The sequence below is a fragment of the Photobacterium lipolyticum genome (genome assembly GCF_003026475.1).
Classification (GTDB): Bacteria; Pseudomonadota; Gammaproteobacteria; order Enterobacterales; family Vibrionaceae; genus Photobacterium; species Photobacterium lipolyticum.
In genome coordinates this window covers 25,962-43,056 of record NZ_PYMC01000013.1, presented here as the reverse complement: position 1 = coordinate 43,056, position 17,095 = coordinate 25,962, and the positions used below count along the sequence as shown (strand labels likewise).

Here is a 17,095-nt window from a genome sequence, read left to right as displayed (position 1 = left end):
CAATATCTATTACGATTTCTCAGCATTCAGATATACAGCGACACCCATAAGTTTCGCTATGAATATCTGAAACCTTGAGTACTTTAACTCGGGCACTCTCAGAGAAAACGCTGAATCTCGCATCTTGAGGTGGTTTGAGTATGTAGCTTAATGTGAAAAATTTAAGTTCCACCATTAAATATTTTTTGTCCCGCAAGGCTGGTTATCTACCGGCGTTTCAGTAATGGTTAGAACTCTTCCCATATACAGCGCTTCATTTCCAGCAATACCTCATCCAAAGGTTTACTTGCATCAATCACTTTTACTTTAGTCTCAGAACCATATTGCAAATTATTAATGGCTTCAACACGTCGCCAGCTTTCCTCAATACACATATCTTTTTTGCGTTCTACTGCAAGATCTGGGGTGATGGTCAATTTTATGACAATATCCGGCGAATAGTCTTCAGCCAGAGAATATGGACGCCCTTCCCACCTTGCGATTGCGCGCAATATGCTCGACCGATGGCCAAGCAAACCGGATAACAGCGGCCCGTCGTTAAATCCCATAATTTGATTTTGCGGATACCGATCGCAAATCACCACCATACCGCGGTTTCGAGCCATATTTGCCTTGCGTAATTTACGACGTTTTTCTAACGCAAGGGCCGAAGCCCAAAGAACTTTAGCAATTAATCCTAACCTGGAACCTGAACGACGTTCGCTCGCATCATCTTCGTGGTGGTTGCTGACATTCTGGTATTTTTCCGCTCTTATTCCTGTCCGGTTTCGTAACAGTTTTGCGGCCAATTTCATCGGCCAGCGCAACAAGGAACTTGACCCATCCCCACTGCCGAAATAAACAGGTAGCACGTCAACCTTCCAAGAGAGCCACTTCTGAATTTCTTTTATCTGTGTCGACTTGCCTGCGCCGTCACACCCTAACACCGCAACGAGAAGCCCCCCTTTTACATTTACCCGTTTGAGGGGCACTGCCGTATGGAGATATTTCTTATTTATATAACGACCAATCCAAACCAACTCCCTTAAGTATTGCCGCCATCCGGCACCGAAAGCGGTATAGGTTCGGTATAACTGCATCTCTGGTTTAGTGTGCTTGCGAAACTGAGTAATCTGATGAATTGTGGGCTGAGATGTTGTAATGATTTCTTTGAATGGCTCAATAGATTTTTTTGGCAACAGCATTTCGGCATTCGCGATCACTTTATCCAGATCCAGTCGATCTTGCAGCCAGTGAAATTCACTTAACTCTGCATTGCTGAAATAATTTTTCCGGAAAAAATAGAATATACGATCTCTTATTCTGAGTTTTAAAGCGGCACTTACCAGTAGCAACAATATTTCCATATTGGGGTCAGTAATATAAACCTTTTCCTTATGATCAAACACCCGTGTGGCAAGCACTTTCTGCTCCCAAGGCAGATGGTAACTTTTTAGGTGTTTTTCACCCATCACTATCTGATGATGCAAGTGCAAATGACATAGCATTCCGGTTTCGAGGTCGAGCCCGAGATAATCTTCAACCGCGGGAAAGCCATTAGTCGCTACCGCTTGAAACCGTTTAAATCCGGCTTCTATTAATGCGTTGTTTAGGCTACGGCTACATCCTTTTTCAACAAGAACATCAAGATCCTTGTAACCAAGAAGTCCTTCTTGTAGCTCTGCATTACTTTCCCAATGGCAATACACCACACTCTCTCTGGCGAATTCCTTGAATACGCGAAGAGGTGTATCAATGCTATCCGGGTAGACCTGATCAATATTTAGATCTGAGATATAGGATGATTCCATTGTATCCTCATTCATATTCAATCCATCGTATAAAATAGTAGACGCAAAAAATGCACCTCGTTAATAAAAAAATCTCATAGCGAGTTCTTTATCGAGCCATTTTTGTCAGTCACGGGTCCCTCGGGTACTCGCCCTCTCCAATTTGTGGCGAGGTATTCCGCCACATAGTGCGCGCGTGACCTCATATCACTATGACGTTCAGTAAAATCCACCACCAGTGTACGGGCACCACCAATTTCATTTTGAATCTGACTAAAGAATTTATTGAGAGGTGCAGATCTGTGCACGCGCAGATCTAAGAAAAGATCAGGGCTAAGGCGATCTACCAAAAGATTCTGTGGAGGCAAAAACGCATTGCTATCATAATCCCCTTTCTTGACTGACAACTGCTGCATAGGGCCGTCAATCAACAAATGCACGCCCGGCGTAATCTGAGCCTTTGACACAAGCTCCCCTAGTGCCAGCCAATACACTGTTCTGGCAAGTCCTTTTTCTTGACCCTCGTTTTCAGATCCGATCATTAGCAATGTTTGATAAAGAGTTGCTCGTGGCGCCCGCTTCAACGCCTTCAAGGCAAGGCGTAAGCATCCTATTCGGTACTCAATACCTGAATTTCGACGGGCCAAATGCTGCAACATATCAGTCGCTGGGATCCCCTGATCTTTTAACAAGTTGATGACTATTCCTGGCAGAATCGTCTTTTCTTCCGGGGTTAATCCACAAAACTCAACAACTATGCCGTTCCTTGACTCAGGTAAGATACTGTCATTTGACTTTGGTTTGAGACGACAAGCCACCACCCTGGCAAGCCAGCGCACATCAGGCCCCACGACCAGAGCAGGACTAATTATTGCGGCTATGCTAATACTGACACAGACGGTGCCAATCACCCCAAATATAATTCCCACATAGCCGACACCATAATGCCGCATAATCATTGCTGCCGCTTGCGCAAGCGGCAATAAGCAAAGCGCATAAATAGTCCCCCGGGCATGTTTAATGGCAAACCAACTCCAGGAAATATTTAATCGTTCTAATGACAATTGAGCCATTAAAATAAAATTTAACAAAATGGCAAAAGACACACCCACAGCAACGCCAGGCAACCCCCATTGCACGCCAAAGGATGTGAAGATAGCAACCGCCCCAGTATAGACCGCCAGCCTCCAGGCTCTTTGATACACCAGTCCGAATGCCTTGGTTAACGAATCATTAAGCTTATATCCCATTCGAAACAGCAATGTGGATGCCAAAATTTGCAGTGGAACCACCGTTTCAGACCAGTCAGGCCCGAGTATCAGGCGCACGATCTCCGGAGCCAAAACTACTAACAATACCGATGTCGGTGCCATCAGTATTGCGCTGAGCGCTATCGCATGGCCATAATGTTCGGTGGCTCTCTGCAGGTCACTTTGCAACCGTGAATAGACAGGAAACATGACTCGTTCCAATACCTGCCCGAACAACATAACCGGCATGGTAACCAACTGGTAAGCCCGCCCGTATATCCCTACTGCAGTTGAATTCATCGCTCCCGCAACCACTAAGTAGTCAACCTGAGTCGCGGCATACCCCAACAGCTTGCCGGAACTAAAACCACCAGCCATCCACAATATATGGCGGAATGAATCACGATCAAAAGCCACTTTTAGAGAATCCGGCTTTTTCCAAATTAGGATTAAACTTTTGATCCCGACCTGTGCAATACAAGCCCACACCAGCGCCCAAACACCGACTTCTGCCAGCGCCAGTGTCACCCCCACCAAGGTATAACCCAAGACAAATGACAGCACTTCAGCAAAAGCCAGAACAGTGAATTTAAGTTCCCGATGGAGCAGTCCTTCTGCGACCAACGACGGTGCCTGCAGCAAAAACACGAAAGAAAGCGCCGTAATAATTGGTACTATATCAGGCTCGGAGAACCACCTTCCGATGAATGGCGCAAGCAGCCACATTGAGATCAGCGCAACGGCACCAAACACCCAGGAAAGTACCGATGCGGTTCCTATGTCTCGCGTCGACAGACTCTCTCGCTGAACGATCACGGGTCTGATCAGTGCCTCCGCGAACTGGCGTCCTAGTCCAATCACCACCATAGTAACGGTTACCAAACCGAATTCCGTCTGGGTTATATAACGTGCTAATACTGCCAGCACCAATATTTGACCCAACCCCTGAATAATAGCGGCGGCCGTTGTTATTACGGCCCCGTCAAGTACATGGGATGAATGTGACTTATCAGTCATTTAATGTGCTCTCAATCGCTTCTTTTACACTCTGAATCGTGTCGTTCAATGACTGTTCGGTATCAATATAATGCACAGTCTCTGCTCCGACACGATGCCAACCGCGGACTTTTTGATGGCGGGATTCTATATATCCGTCCCCTTCTTTATCCGCCTTGACTCTGCTTCGATTGCGTCGTTTGGCCGTTTCCAAAGAAACCTGTAATTGTAAAACGATATCCGGAGGTGGGATCTGTTGATATATTTTGCTTTCGAGACGGGCTAATAGATTATATAACGCCGATATAACCCCTTTATGATCAGCATCGACGACAAGACGGGCACTGTCCATGCCTCCTGGCCTATTTGACGGGTAGCGGTCACAGATAATAAATCCCTTACTACCTGCAGCCCTTCGGCTCCCGACCAGGAGCTGACGACGCTCCCAGGCAACACAGACTGCACGAATGGCGTAGATTATTGATGCGAGCTTTTGGGTGTTTTTACGTGACTTCACAGTCTCTGCGGTACGGCTGCCAACCTGTTCTTGAGTCATAACATGCCCCTCTATTCGGGAAGTTCGTAAAGAAGGCATTTTTTTTCTCATTAAGGGTAATAATGCATGTATCGGCCAGGTGCTCCAGGTCGCGGGAGGTTTCCCTGCATGAATGACGCGTACGCTATATGACTCTCCCAGCCAGGCCCCTATTTCATTCGCCAGTGTGGACTTGCCGGTGGCCTCCGGTCCGACCAATGCGATAACGGCAGCATCGCTACTTTTCGCTCTGTTTTCTGTCATAGTTTCCACTCTGATTTTCAGCGTTAATCTTTTCCTGCACCGTGATCGTAAGCACCAGTGTTGAGTCCACTCCTGCAGTGCCATTCATTACAAGCATCTAAAGTTATAGTGATTCCTCTTCCAGCCCAGTCAGAATAATGTGCTTCGCTTGTTCAACCATCGGGCTAAAGTCTTTGTCCGAGGCCATCGACACCTCCCTGCCGGGGCTAACCAATAGTAGTTTAGGATTTATTTTCGGGTTCACCCCCAAGAAATTAAAGGTAGTTATGGCATGATTAATAAACGATTCAATGGCTTCTAACGAACCGTCAGGAATACGTTTATGACCTCGAACCCGAGTTCTTTCAATCAGCGTATTCTTTAAGGTACACAAATAGACCACCACGTCTTCGCATGGTGCCAGCTCGATAAATGTTTGCAGCTGTTTTAGATCTGGCTCGATGGACTCATGGACAAACAGATAATGAGCGATATGAAGTATGCCTTCATCGATAATAATGATGCGATTTGTTGTATCCTGACATGCGATAAATTCATGTATGCCAATATTCCGAACCAAGATTCTAGCGATCTTTAATCGCTCTCGAAGAGTAATAGTCGACGGCAGCCGAGATAAATACTGATATGAAAAACTCAGAAGATTTCGTTGTTTTCGACAATTTAAAATACACCATATAATTCCGATCATGTTAATAGCAGACACTCGCAAAATACGATGAGGTAGCCATGCCAAGAGCGTTTGCCGTAAAACAAAGTCATCGCCCGAAATAATCTCCTGCTGTCTATTACGATGAGAAGCTATCATATTTTTCAGCAACGTTGATTTACCAGCACTTGTGCAACCAATTAATTCTATTTTCAAGGGTGACTATTTCCTTAAACGCGATTTAGACCAATAATAAATCGTGATACTTTGTCATCATTTTTCAGCATTCAATGGCTCATAGAGATCATCACTATAGTCACTGTAATCACCGTATGTTTCAGCCTTTCGAAAATCGAGTCCGTTCACTACAATCCCGATCTGCATCTCTTTCACCCGCGCCAATTTTTCTAGACCGTTTTTTATCTGGCTTTGCTGGGTAGAATCTGCACGCACCACGTATACCACCATGTCAGCATTCGTTGAAATGACTTCCGCATCGCTCACCGGCAAGACGGGAGGACAGTCGAGAATGACTCTATCGTATGTTGATGCCAGTTTTGTCAGCAGATTTTTAAAACGGGCAGAGCTGATTAACTTTAGTGGATCAGAAATTCTTCCGCCGGCCGTAATCAAATGAATATTTTCATTCTCCACGATACAGTCCTCCAGGGGGGCAGTATCAGCCAAGAGTTCCGCAAGTCCCGGTGTATTTTCTTTTACTTTTAATTCCTTACTCAACCTTGGTCGGCGCATGTCGCACTCAATCAAAATAACTGACTCTAACATCCCGCATCTATAGGCCAGATTTATTGCCAGATTGGTTTTTCCCTCATTGCTAACAGTCGAGGTGATCATCAGCATTTTATTCGGTTTAGACATTGCACTTATTGCGATCCCCGTATGAATACTGCGTATAGCTTCATTAAATCTGCGTGCTTTCGCATCATTTTGTGAATGACTGATCAGTTGCTTTTTGCGGTAATTCCTGAGTAGAGGGACAACACCAAGCAGTGGATATTTGAGCTTTAACTCGACATCGGCGATATTGGTCAAACTGTTATCAAGCGCATCACGCACAAACGCTATAATCACGCCTGCGATCACGCTGAGAACGAATGCGATAATAATAGTGAGCATTTTCTGCGGTTTGATAGGCGTCATGGGAATGACAGCCGGCGATATAATCCGAGCATTCGCAGACTGAAGGTATCCTGTCTCGGCCGTTTCTTTTAGCCGGTTGTAAAATAGATTATAGAGTTCACGATTTGCGTTAACTTCCCGCTGAAGCGAACTCAATTCCGATTCCTTTCGACCTATTGTATGGTACTGTTCTTTTGCCGACTCAATTGTTCGCTTTAACCCAGATTCATTAGCCTGGGCCACTTCGTATTTTTTCCTTATCCCCTGAATAACATTATTAATTTGTCGTGATAAATTTCTGTTTATTGTGTTCACGTTTGTCTGGGCCGCGATCATCTTAGGATGGTTTGGACCATAGCGCTTTTCCAGCTCGGTCAGTTTTTGTTGTGCGGCACCCAGTTGGTTTTTGAATTCCTGTACCAATGGATCATCCAGTACGGCAGGATTCGAATCGAAATCGCCTGACGAAACACTGCCCCTTCGATTAACCTGTTGATAATCGTTTTTCGCCATTGACAGCGCTCGTTGGGCTTCTGCCAGCTTCATCGTCAGTTCATTTATCTCCAACGAAGGCAGATGCTGCAAACCTTCGACATCAACCAGTTGCTCCTTTTCGCGGAAAGCCTGCAGTTTTCTTTCAGACTCCTCAAGATTGTTTTTTAAAGAATCAACCCTTCGCGATAACCACTTTTCCGCAGACTGGGTAATAGAAAACTTCGCTTCCTGGATACTCTGGATATAGGCATCGGCGTGGGCATTAACCACAGCTGCGGCAAGCTCAGGATCCGGCGAGCTGTATTTCACATCTATAAGCTGGGTGTTCTTAACTGGCGTTACCTTAAGGTTCTCCATATAATCCATGACGACAAACTGCATCTGGTCTGTCGGTTTTTCAATGTCAGTCGGCTCTAAGTCAATTTTTGCCAGTTGGACAATCCAATCTCTGAATTTAGGCCAGCCGGCTGACGCTATCCGCTCACTCCAACCTGAATCGAGAATGCTATTTTGTGAAACGTTATTTTGCGGATTATTCAACAGATCCAGTTCACCAATAACCTGCTCAATCAGCGGTCGGGATTTTAGTATTTCATATTGAGTCAGATAATATTCCTGACTATTACTATCGGGGGTATAAACCTCTTCGATAGATATCACCTTCGCCGTTCGGGATTCGATCATGACGGTCGCCGTGGCTTGGTAAATCGGCGTCATAACAGAAACCAACAGTGCGACAATTAAGCTTATGGCAATAGCCGATAGTAAAATATGCCACCCCGAACGGCGGACCACGCTCAGGTATTGCCGAAGTGACACCTCGTTTTCTCTGCTCCATGGCGTATCTGGGTTTGAAGCTGGTGAATTGCTTATATTCATGATTAGAAGAAGCTCCGTTCTACAGTGATCAAATCACCCGCTTTGACTGAATCATTCAGCTTAACTGGGACAGAATTATATTTATTACCCTGCTTACCAGCTCGGACTATGGTAATTTTGTCGCGAGCGGCACGATTAGTGAACCCGCCCGCCAGAGCAACGGCATGCTGTACGCTCAACCCCGGCCGGTATTGAAATCCACCAGGAGCGTTTACCTCGCCATGTACATAGAAGGGCCGATATTCCTTAATAGAAACGATGACTTCTGGATTGACAAAGTAAGGACCTTTGAGCCTCTGAGTAATGCGCTTATCGAGTTCAAATATTGTTAACCCGGCAACCTGCAATTCGCCAATGAACGGATATTTAATCTTGCCGGTATCCGGGATCACGACATCCGTGCTTAGATCGTCTTCACCAAAAACACTAATCGCAATTCGGTCACCGGAACCAAGAATATAGGAATCGTCACCCCGACCCTGGCCAAAAGCCTGAAGCGAGCTAAGGAGTGTGATAAGCACTATGCCCAGAATGAAAAACCTATCATAATATTTCATATAGTTACGTTGACCTCCATTGAAAAAAATACGACGATCAATTCAATTCTGTCGATGTTACAATTAGATGTCGTCCCTCAACACCCGATGCCCGAAAATTCAAGCTACGCATCCATTAATGTCTGTTAGAGCCTCAAACCTGAGTCAATGTTTAAGTCTTGTTGAATAAAAAACAATTAGTCAATAACAAACTGCAATTTATTCGTATACTTCGACGCAGTTTATCAATCCGTCAGACAATTAAATCATTACGTAAAATATCCTTTTTGATTTCTCACCGATATCTCATCTCCACAGCTTTATATTTTAATTCTTTCACATTCAGTAATTTACCTAATTCATTTCTAATTATTGCAAGTGAATCTCAAAAATGAAAACGACAACATCTTAACCATTTGCTTATCTTAAATTAGTAACATCACTGATATTAAATTAGTAACAAAAGAGGGATCTAGCAAATACAAAGGGACTTTATTTACATAATAGCTTGGCTGCATTGAGCTATTCGGGAACTACAGAAGATGTCAAAAATGAAGAACATAAACAATAAGTCGGGATACTTTGTTGATGCCCGCCCTAACAAAAAGCTTTACCGCTTTCACGACACCTTGTTGGTCTATGGGCAACTCTACGGCAGTATTCTCGCTTCCATAGCGATTATGATGGGTTGTGCTTACTGGAACCAAGGGCAAGTGGCGGAAAAGTATCAACCTCTTGCTGTCGTTAATGGCCTTCTCGTCTACATCATATACCAGTTAATGGGCGTGTATCACCAGTCTGACGGTAATCTCTTAGGACGCCGTAGAAGCTTTCTATTTGGACTCTGGGTTCTGAGCAAGGCCTGGGCATTGGTCGTGCTGTCATTAGTCTTTTTTACATTTATAACTAAATCATCAGCTGAATATTCAAGGTTAGTACTGGTTCTTTGGGCAACAATTGGATTATTGGTTCAATCAGGAGTCTATTTTCTTACCTATCTGATTTCTAAAAAGTATTTATTTCACTTCCGTGAACCTATCCCGACATTGGTTGTTGGAGCCAATGCACTGGGCGAACAACTAGTTAATAAACTTAGTAATAACACATGGTTGCCCGATAAGATCGTTGGCATCATTGATGATGATCCTGAAGCCAGATCGTCATGGGATGGCCCGGTGCCGGTGCTTGGCACAATTGATGATTTGAAAGATATCCTCAAGCAACACAATATTCGGCGCATCTATCTAACGTTGCTATTAAGTCAGTCCAGTAAAGTGGAAGATATTATTAAAGAGCTGGACGAGCAATGCGTCGATATCATCTGGATTCCCGATACTTTTACTATTACAACCATCAACCAGAGTATTAAGGAACTCTCTGGCTTGCCACTGTTGGTTTTATCGGGCAGCCCTATGTCGAGTGTAAAAGCCATGCTGATGAAGTCACTGATGGACAAAGTCATTGCCCTAACTTCACTCATAATACTGCTGCCCTTAATGGTCCCGATCGCCTTAGCGATAAAATTAACCTCTCCCGGCCCGGTATTTTTTAAGCAAAAGCGCCATGGCTGGGATGGCAAGGAGATTGATATATGGAAATTCAGATCGATGTATGTGATGGAAAACAAGGAGAACAAACTCGAGCTAGCAAAGCGCAATGATCCGAGAGTAACTGCTGTGGGTAAATTCATTCGTAAGACAAGCATTGATGAGCTGCCACAACTATTCAATGTGATCCAAGGGAATATGTCCTTGGTTGGGCCAAGGCCTCATGCCATTGAGGTGAACCAGTTTTATTCAAAACACATACCTAGCTTTATGCTTCGGCATCGCATCAAGCCCGGAATTACCGGCCTGGCACAAATATGCGGTTTTCGTGGTGGTGATGATTGCACCACTAAAACCCTTGATAGGATGGAGTTAAGAGCCGCTCATGACATTGAATATATTAATCACTGGAGCCTTTTGCTCGATCTTAAAATTCTCTTAATCACACCATTTAAACTATTATCACATGATGCGTACTAATTTTTGTAGACAGGTACAAGTTAACACGTCGCTACCCGCAGGAGGCAAATGATGGCAGAGAACGGACCCAAGAAAAAAGTCATACAAGTCACAGAATGCTTTGCCTACGGAACGGCCAAGTCGCTGAAACAATTAAGTGGGCTTTTAAAAGATGAGTACGAAATAGTTGTTTTTTATTGCCGCCGGGACGGAACAGAATCAGAAATCAAAGATATTGATTCCGATATCACTTGGGTAGAGATGTCCTCTGAAGGCCTGTTTCGCCATATAGCTAATATTTTAAAAGTACGATCCTTTATCGATAAAAATACCCATGCCATTCACGGTCATAGTAGTTATGGCGGCATGTATGCTCGGTTGGCATCAATTGGAAAACACGTCCCTTATGTTTTTTATTCGCCACGAGCCTACTCGTTTCTTCGACAAGATATCAACTGGGTAGTCAGACAAGTTTTTCTCATCGTAGAAATTTGTTTGTCGGTTCTGGGACGTACCGTTTCCTGTGGCCCGGCCGAATTCAATATAGGTAAAAAATTCACCAAACGAATATTTAACATTAATAATGCTGTGGTAATTAAGGACAGACCGAGTAGTCATAATAATGATGATGAATTTAAGGTGATCTCTGTCGGTCGAATATGCCATCAGAAAGCCTTTGATACTTTCGTTGATGTCGCAAAGAATCTGAGTGAAATCAAGTTTACATGGATCGGATCTTCTGACCTTGATTATCGCCAAAGTGTTATCGATAAAAAGGGCGGGCTACCGGATAACATTAATATTATTGAATATATGGATCAATCTGATTTATTTGAAGAAATAAGCCAATCCTCGCTAATATTCCATCCCTCCCGCTGGGAAGGTTTGTCGAGAACACTTATCGAATCGTTGGCACTGGGAATACCTATAGTAACCTCCACTTGTCAGTCTAATCTCGACTGCTTGCACCCGAGGCGAGACGCTAAGGATAGTCGGGGGGAATATGACAATGGTTATGCATGCAAGACAGTTGAAGAATATGTAAACGCAATCAAATTAATGAAAGACGATCCCAAACGCCTCGCACGAATGAGCCAAGCGTCTTATACCCTTGCAAAAAGAGAGTTCAATGTAAATGTAACGAACAAGAGATGGCTGGACTTATATAAGGGAGAGCTTAACAGTGAATACACTCGCTAAATGTACCCTCCCCGATTCATGATTCATTATGCGGGACGACATTTATGACTAGGGAACACCATTTAACCAATGTATTCAAGGTATTAATGAGCATTGCTTTGCTGCTTGCGTGCATGCCAAGTTTTTTGCGGCTAGGAGACTCCAGGGCAAGCCTGAGCTACGTTTATATCATCATGTGCCTTGCCATATTATTTGTTACGGTGCTAAAAGACAGAACCATGTTATCGTTTTTCCACTACGAAGCACGGAAAAACAAACTGCTTTTTATTTGCGTGCTGGTACTTTATCTTTTGCATATTGTTCGCTTTATGATCAGCCCTGATGATGGCGTGATGTCCAGATCGTTTACTGCCGTGATCATATTTACAACTTCTTATCTCTATTTATCGTTCCTTTTCTACAACGATAAAAGTCTTTTCGAACGGTTTTATTACCTAATAACGATAGGCTTAATACTCAACCTTTTCGTGGTTTTGCTACAAAAAAATGGGCTTAGCTTAGCCTCTTCATACTATGACGGAGATCGTTATTCAGGGCTATTTTCACACCCAAATCAACTGGCTATTATGGTTTCGACTACTTTTCTCTTCTATGTCGCTAACTTCTTGGCGCAGGCCAGGCTATTCAAAAAAACATTCGCGATTGTCATGGTTGCTGCCTGCTTCATGATGATGCTTCTGGCTGGCTCAAAGACAAACGTCGTTGTTTCCCTCGTCATCCTTATCGCCTATTTTTCATTTCCTATATCCAGCAGAAATATCGCTAAATTTTTAGGTGGTATCCTTTTCTTGTCATTTGCCGCTATTTTAATTACACAATCTAATATTTTACTACGTGTCAACCCACGCCTGTTTGAAGTCTTGACAACTTTGTCGCTCGATGACTTGCTCGAATACCGGACCATCGTTTCACGAATAGAGTTATGGGATTACTCCTGGGGTGTAGGCACAAGCTACCCTTATCTTGGGGAAGGCTTTAACAGCAGCCTGCCGCCATCCGTTCCTCACAGTCATAATTTATTCATTGATTATCTGCGTATTTTCGGCCCAGCCGGAACATTTTTTATAAGCTGCTTCCTCTGCTCTTTGGTCTTTTATCGTACCAAGCAGGCGAACAGCAGAGTCGAGAATGATCGGGCGATGGTATGCAAATTATCGATATTTGCATACATACTAGCCAATATGATGAGTGATTCCATGGGGCCTCAAACAGTGTTCTTTTTAGCATTTTTTGTCGCTTATCTTTCTGTACATTCAAGTATGTCTGTTACAGCCGTTCAATATCATTCTGCGTTAGGGGGGCAGCACAATACAAGAACCCATCTACTTGATTTTGAAAACGAAAGAAATATCCGGGGCGGACAGTGACTCCGATATATTATTCTGGTGAAAATATACTTATAACTTCGTTCTGATAACGACGAAACAATAAGTAACGTTACCAAAATGGTGTCATTCTCCAAATTATCATTCATACATAGAGTAATAGTTCAGGACTGGAATATGATCAAAAAATGCCTTTTCCCGGCCGCAGGTTACGGTACCCGCTTTTTACCTGCCACAAAGTCGATGCCAAAAGAAATGATGCCTATCGTCAACAAACCACTGATTGAATATGGTGTTGATGAAGCACTGGAAGCAAACATAGAAGGCATGTGTATTGTGACTGGCCGGGGTAAACACTCCCTGATGGATCACTTTGACAAAAATTATGAGCTGGAACATCAAATCAGTGGCAGCTCCAAAGAGGCGCTGCTGGTCGATATTCGCCGAACCATCGGAAGTGCAAGTTTTACCTATATTCGCCAACATGAGATGAAAGGCTTAGGCCACGCTATCCTGACCGGGCGAGACCTAGTTGGTGATGAACCGTTCGCAGTAGTGTTAGCTGATGATCTTTGCATCAACCAGCATGAAGGTGTGCTGGCACAGATGGTCGCACTGTATAAACAGTTCCGCTGCTCTATCGTTGCAGTTGAAGAAGTACCAGATGATGAAACCCATAAATATGGGATTATTGCTGGCCAGAAGATCAAAGATAACCTGTACCGGGTTGAAGACATGGTCGAGAAGCCGGACCCCGGCACCGAACCCAGCAATATGGCTATTATCGGCCGCTACATTCTAACGCCGGATATCTTTGAGATCCTGGAGCATACCCCACCCGGCAAAAATGGGGAAATACAAATCACCGATGCGTTGTTGGAGCAGGCAAAAAATGGTTGTGTATTAGCTTACAAATTTGAGGGGCAAAGGTTTGATTGTGGCAGTGTCGAAGGCTTTATCGACGCCACCAACTACTGTTACCAGAATATATATCTAGCCGAAACAGTCCAGAGTCACCGCCAAAACGCGGATTCTGTCACTGAAGCCAACCCTGACGTAACACCCTTAATTTCAAATGGCTAGCGGTGGATTTTCTTTTTACCTTACGATCGTTGCCAACCTGTTGACTTTCTTTGTTGGCAGGTTCGGTAACACAAGGCTCTGGTAAAGTGGACTTGAGTAAACACTATTGATATTTGAAAACACGAGAGTAAAACGATGTGGAGCCACAGAAAATAATGTTACCAACCTTACTCTTTAGAGCGTTTGTACTGATATCAGTTATGCTGTTCGCCTGCGCCTCACTGCTAAAAAGCATTGGCTGGAAAATCTCATTTTTTCAAGCTGCTGAGGGCGTTGTAGGCGGGGACAAAGTACTTCACCTGATTGCGGCATTTTATATTTCATTATTGGTAAGCTTAGCGGTAAATACTTCCCGAAACCAATTATCAACAAAATTTATCAATCCAGTGTTTATCTACCTGTTCATTTCATTCTCGGCCGATGAACTATTGCAGTTATTATCCAGTTATCGTCATTTCTCCTTTGCAGATCTGGCGGCCAATTATGTTGGCCTGCTTCTGGGTTGGGGAATAAGCGGCTTGCTGCTAAAAACCACGACTAAGGATCATGAACATCGTTAGTAAAACTAAGCGAGTATATTTTCACTGCCATTTAAGTCAGAAACAGGAATAAACGTTCGAGCTATTTATAACTGACGGGGAATAAAAATGGGCAGTTTTTTATTTGACCGTTATTCAAACAGTCAAATAATAAAAACCTGCCCAATATTTGTAAAATAAATGCAGCTGATAAAAGTTGAATAACGAATCAGGTGCAATCAGATACTTATTATGCTTGTGGAGGTGTACCTTCACAATTAGAAACAACAGCATCAATTTGTACTAAAGCATCCATAGGGATAGCTGAAACGCCAACTACTGTTCTTGCAGGAAGATCGCCTTTAAAGAAGGTAGTGTAAACTTCGTTTACAGCATCAATGTCTGCGATATTTTTAAGTTGAATATTGATTTTAACGGTATCGTCCATCACATGGTCAACACTTTCAATAATTGCCTTAATATTGTTTAGACATTGTTCCGCTTGCGCTTTTACATCACCAGCAACTAATTCATTCGTTTTCGGGTCTAAAGGTAATTGACCAGAAACATGGTTGTAGTGAGAGAAAGCGACAGTGTGTGAGTATGACGCTTTTGGTGCATTTTCCGTATTGTTTGCTTCAATAACCAGTAAACGCGTATCTTCAGGAAGCTGTGGTGGTGTACCATCACCGTGTGATACAGATGTATCAATTTGTACCAAAGCGCCCATTGGTAGAGCCGCAGCGCTAACAACTGTGCGTGCAGGAACATAGCTTGGGAAGAATTTTGCACAAACTTCGTTTACAACTTCAGCATCCGAGATATCTTTAAGGAAGATAGTTGTTTTAACAACATCATCCATAACGTGGTCGATACTTTCTAAAATTGCTTTAATGTTGTTTAAGCACTGTTCAGTCTGCTCTTTAATACCACCAACTACCAACTCACCCGTTTTTGGATCGACAGGTAATTGAGACGCAAGGTTATTGTAATGAGAAAAAGCGACCGTTTGTGAGTATAGACCTTTGGGTGCATTTTCTGTATTTCTTGAAACTTTAATTAGGGCGCAAGGGGCTTGTGGAGTTGTACCTTCACCGTTTGAAATAAGTGCATCAATTTGTACTAGAGCATCACTCATAGGTAAAGCTGCAACAGCAACAACCGTACGTGTAGGAAGAGCATCTTGGAAGAAAGTTGTATAAACTTCGTCTATCGCGTCAATATCTGAGATATTTTTAACGAAGATATTTAGTTTAACAACGTCGTCCATAACATGGTCGATACTTTCTACAATTGCTTTAATATTGTCTAAACACTGTTTTGCCTGGTCTTTTACACAACCAACTACAATTTCACCAGTTTTAGGGTCTACGGGTAACTGAGCTGAAATATTATTATAATGAGAAAAAGCTACAGTTTGTGTAGATACTGAACTTTTGGGTGCATTTTCAGTGTTTCTTGAAAACTTAATGATATCGCCGCTCATTAGACATTTATCCTTTTTATAGAGTACATAAATACGTTCTTATCTTTAATAGATCGTATTTGAAAGAATGATTAAAGTGGCGCTATGGTAAGTGAATTTATTTAGAGGGAATGTGACAAACATCAAAATATCATTTCGCTAGGAATAGCGAACTAATAGAATGAATAGTCACTTTACGATTAATTATCCGCAATTATGTCAATAGTCTGGCTGTCATGACACTTTATTTACGAATGATTCGTCAATTGTGAATATAATCTCAGTGATTTAAACCCTCGATTAGCTGAATCTAGTCCAATTCTGATAAGTTGGTCACAATAAGTTCATTAAAATTCAAACTTAAGCTCTATTGGTGCATCATTTATGTCGTTATAAATGCATAAAATCCCTGATCCGTTTCACTCAGTTCCTCTTCCTAGTAATAAAAGTTTTTCGACAGAGATATGTATGTCTTTAAAATCAAGGTTCTGTCGCAAGCCGGAGCAGTAAGTTATGATCTCCGCCACAGCCCACAACTTCTCGTATAATGAGTATCTATTTTTCAGGTCACCACTTTCTGTCAGACATCAATGTTACTCACTCAACATTGAACCGCTGGGTATTCAAATATGCGTCATTGCTGCAGCAGCGAGATCAGAAAAGAAGCCCGTCCGCGACGTGAGATTTTTTCAAGGATTTTGGCAGGCAGATGCGGGGAGTAGGTACATTGTCTCAGTCAATCCTATGATGGATGCTTGCAATGCCCATATGCAAAAAAAGCCGTTGATTATCAACGGCTTTTTTGTTTTTAATTTGGCGGAGAGATAGGGATTTGAACCCTAGATACGCTATAAACGTATGCCGGTTTTCAAGACCGGTGCTTTCAACCACTCAGCCATCTCTCCGTAAGTGCGGTGGATACTACGCACCTCTGTTTTTGTTGTAAACTCTTTTTCTTTATTCTTTGCTCAACCGCTCAAAATAAAAA

Annotated in this window: 13 protein-coding genes and 1 tRNA gene; 6 read left to right on the top strand and 8 right to left on the bottom strand. The window is 43.0% G+C overall.

Features of this window, described 5'->3' with window-relative positions; all coding sequences use genetic code 11:
- Nucleotides 1–227 precede the first annotated feature (227 nt).
- The 3 genes from C9I89_RS16505 to C9I89_RS16495 are packed head-to-tail and all read right to left on the bottom strand — an operon-like array spanning nt 228 to nt 4,571.
- Nucleotides 228–1,805 (bottom strand): nucleoside/nucleotide kinase family protein, encoded by a 1,578-nt coding sequence (locus tag C9I89_RS16505; protein ID WP_107284420.1) that lies wholly within the window; start codon nt 1,803–1,805, stop codon nt 228–230.
- Between the two features lie 59 nt (nt 1,806–1,864).
- Nucleotides 1,865–4,036 carry a lipopolysaccharide biosynthesis protein gene (locus tag C9I89_RS16500; protein WP_107284419.1) on the bottom strand — a complete coding sequence of 724 codons (2,172 nt, stop codon included), beginning with the start codon at nt 4,034–4,036 and terminating at the stop codon, nt 1,865–1,867.
- On the bottom strand, nt 4,029–4,571 hold the full coding sequence (locus C9I89_RS16495) for a hypothetical protein (protein WP_146155080.1): 543 nt from the start codon (nt 4,569–4,571) through the stop codon (nt 4,029–4,031). Before C9I89_RS16495 ends, C9I89_RS16500 begins: the two co-directional genes overlap by 8 nt.
- A gap of 112 nt (nt 4,572–4,683) precedes the next feature.
- Here C9I89_RS16495 and C9I89_RS22565 point away from each other — a divergent pair, with 112 nt between their 5' ends.
- Complete coding sequence (locus tag C9I89_RS22565; RefSeq protein ID WP_170107723.1) at nt 4,684–4,878, top strand: hypothetical protein; 195 nt, start codon at nt 4,684–4,686, stop codon at nt 4,876–4,878.
- Nucleotides 4,879–4,917: 39 nt separating this feature from the next.
- On the opposite strand, the gene C9I89_RS22350 is transcribed toward C9I89_RS22565, so the two are convergent.
- From C9I89_RS22350 to C9I89_RS16480, 3 genes are all read right to left on the bottom strand, one after another.
- Nucleotides 4,918–5,373, bottom strand: coding sequence for a hypothetical protein (locus tag C9I89_RS22350; protein ID WP_146155079.1), 456 nt, complete (start codon nt 5,371–5,373; stop codon nt 4,918–4,920).
- Nucleotides 5,374–5,733: 360 nt separating this feature from the next.
- A complete protein-coding gene (locus C9I89_RS16485) occupies nt 5,734–7,974 on the bottom strand; it encodes a GumC family protein (protein ID WP_107284416.1) in 2,241 nt (746 codons plus the stop codon).
- A 2-nt stretch (nt 7,975–7,976) separates the two neighbouring features.
- Nucleotides 7,977–8,531, bottom strand: a complete 555-nt coding sequence (locus C9I89_RS16480) for a polysaccharide biosynthesis/export family protein (protein ID WP_107284415.1) — start codon at nt 8,529–8,531, stop codon at nt 7,977–7,979.
- 521 nt (nt 8,532–9,052) lie between these two features.
- Here C9I89_RS16480 and C9I89_RS16475 point away from each other — a divergent pair.
- From C9I89_RS16475 to C9I89_RS16455, 5 genes are all read left to right on the top strand, one after another.
- Complete coding sequence (locus C9I89_RS16475) at nt 9,053–10,537, top strand: undecaprenyl-phosphate glucose phosphotransferase (protein WP_107284414.1); 1,485 nt, start codon at nt 9,053–9,055, stop codon at nt 10,535–10,537.
- A 51-nt stretch (nt 10,538–10,588) separates the two neighbouring features.
- Nucleotides 10,589–11,716, top strand: coding sequence for a glycosyltransferase (locus tag C9I89_RS16470; RefSeq protein ID WP_170107722.1), 1,128 nt, complete (start codon nt 10,589–10,591; stop codon nt 11,714–11,716).
- Nucleotides 11,717–11,802: 86 nt separating this feature from the next.
- Nucleotides 11,803–13,083, top strand: a complete 1,281-nt coding sequence (locus C9I89_RS16465) for an O-antigen ligase family protein (protein ID WP_107284412.1) — start codon at nt 11,803–11,805, stop codon at nt 13,081–13,083.
- A 135-nt stretch (nt 13,084–13,218) separates the two neighbouring features.
- The gene (gene galU / locus C9I89_RS16460; protein WP_107284411.1) at nt 13,219–14,124 is read left to right on the top strand and encodes a UTP--glucose-1-phosphate uridylyltransferase GalU; all 906 of its coding nucleotides are present in this window, start codon (nt 13,219–13,221) and stop codon (nt 14,122–14,124) included.
- Nucleotides 14,125–14,324: 200 nt separating this feature from the next.
- Nucleotides 14,325–14,684: a VanZ family protein gene (locus C9I89_RS16455; protein WP_170107721.1), complete on the top strand. Its 360-nt coding sequence runs from the start codon at nt 14,325–14,327 to the stop codon at nt 14,682–14,684.
- A 208-nt stretch (nt 14,685–14,892) separates the two neighbouring features.
- Here the strand turns inward: C9I89_RS16455 and C9I89_RS16450 are convergent, their stop codons facing one another.
- Nucleotides 14,893–16,128, bottom strand: coding sequence for a RidA family protein (locus C9I89_RS16450; RefSeq protein WP_107284409.1), 1,236 nt, complete (start codon nt 16,126–16,128; stop codon nt 14,893–14,895).
- Between the two features lie 793 nt (nt 16,129–16,921).
- Nucleotides 16,922–17,012, bottom strand: a tRNA-Ser gene (locus C9I89_RS16440).
- Nucleotides 17,013–17,095: the final 83 nt, after the last annotated feature.

Bases quoted from the DNA above. Each gene is read 5' to 3' on its own strand.
- C9I89_RS16505 (WP_107284420.1), bottom strand. From the start codon at position 1,805: ATGAATGAGGATACAATGGAATCATCCTATATCTCAGATCTAAATATT.
- C9I89_RS16500 (WP_107284419.1), bottom strand. From the start codon at position 4,036: ATGACTGATAAGTCACATTCATCCCATGTACTTGACGGGGCCGTAATA.
- C9I89_RS16495 (WP_146155080.1), bottom strand. From the start codon at position 4,571: ATGACTCAAGAACAGGTTGGCAGCCGTACCGCAGAGACTGTGAAGTCA.
- C9I89_RS22565 (WP_170107723.1), top strand. From the start codon at position 4,684: ATGACGCGTACGCTATATGACTCTCCCAGCCAGGCCCCTATTTCATTC.
- C9I89_RS16485 (WP_107284416.1), bottom strand. From the start codon at position 7,974: ATGAATATAAGCAATTCACCAGCTTCAAACCCAGATACGCCATGGAGC.
- C9I89_RS16480 (WP_107284415.1), bottom strand. From the start codon at position 8,531: ATGAAATATTATGATAGGTTTTTCATTCTGGGCATAGTGCTTATCACA.
- C9I89_RS16475 (WP_107284414.1), top strand. From the start codon at position 9,053: ATGTCAAAAATGAAGAACATAAACAATAAGTCGGGATACTTTGTTGAT.
- C9I89_RS16470 (WP_170107722.1), top strand. From the start codon at position 10,589: ATGGCAGAGAACGGACCCAAGAAAAAAGTCATACAAGTCACAGAATGC.
- C9I89_RS16465 (WP_107284412.1), top strand. From the start codon at position 11,803: ATGAGCATTGCTTTGCTGCTTGCGTGCATGCCAAGTTTTTTGCGGCTA.
- galU (WP_107284411.1), top strand. From the start codon at position 13,219: ATGATCAAAAAATGCCTTTTCCCGGCCGCAGGTTACGGTACCCGCTTT.
- C9I89_RS16455 (WP_170107721.1), top strand. From the start codon at position 14,325: ATGCTGTTCGCCTGCGCCTCACTGCTAAAAAGCATTGGCTGGAAAATC.
- C9I89_RS16450 (WP_107284409.1), bottom strand. From the start codon at position 16,128: ATGAGCGGCGATATCATTAAGTTTTCAAGAAACACTGAAAATGCACCC.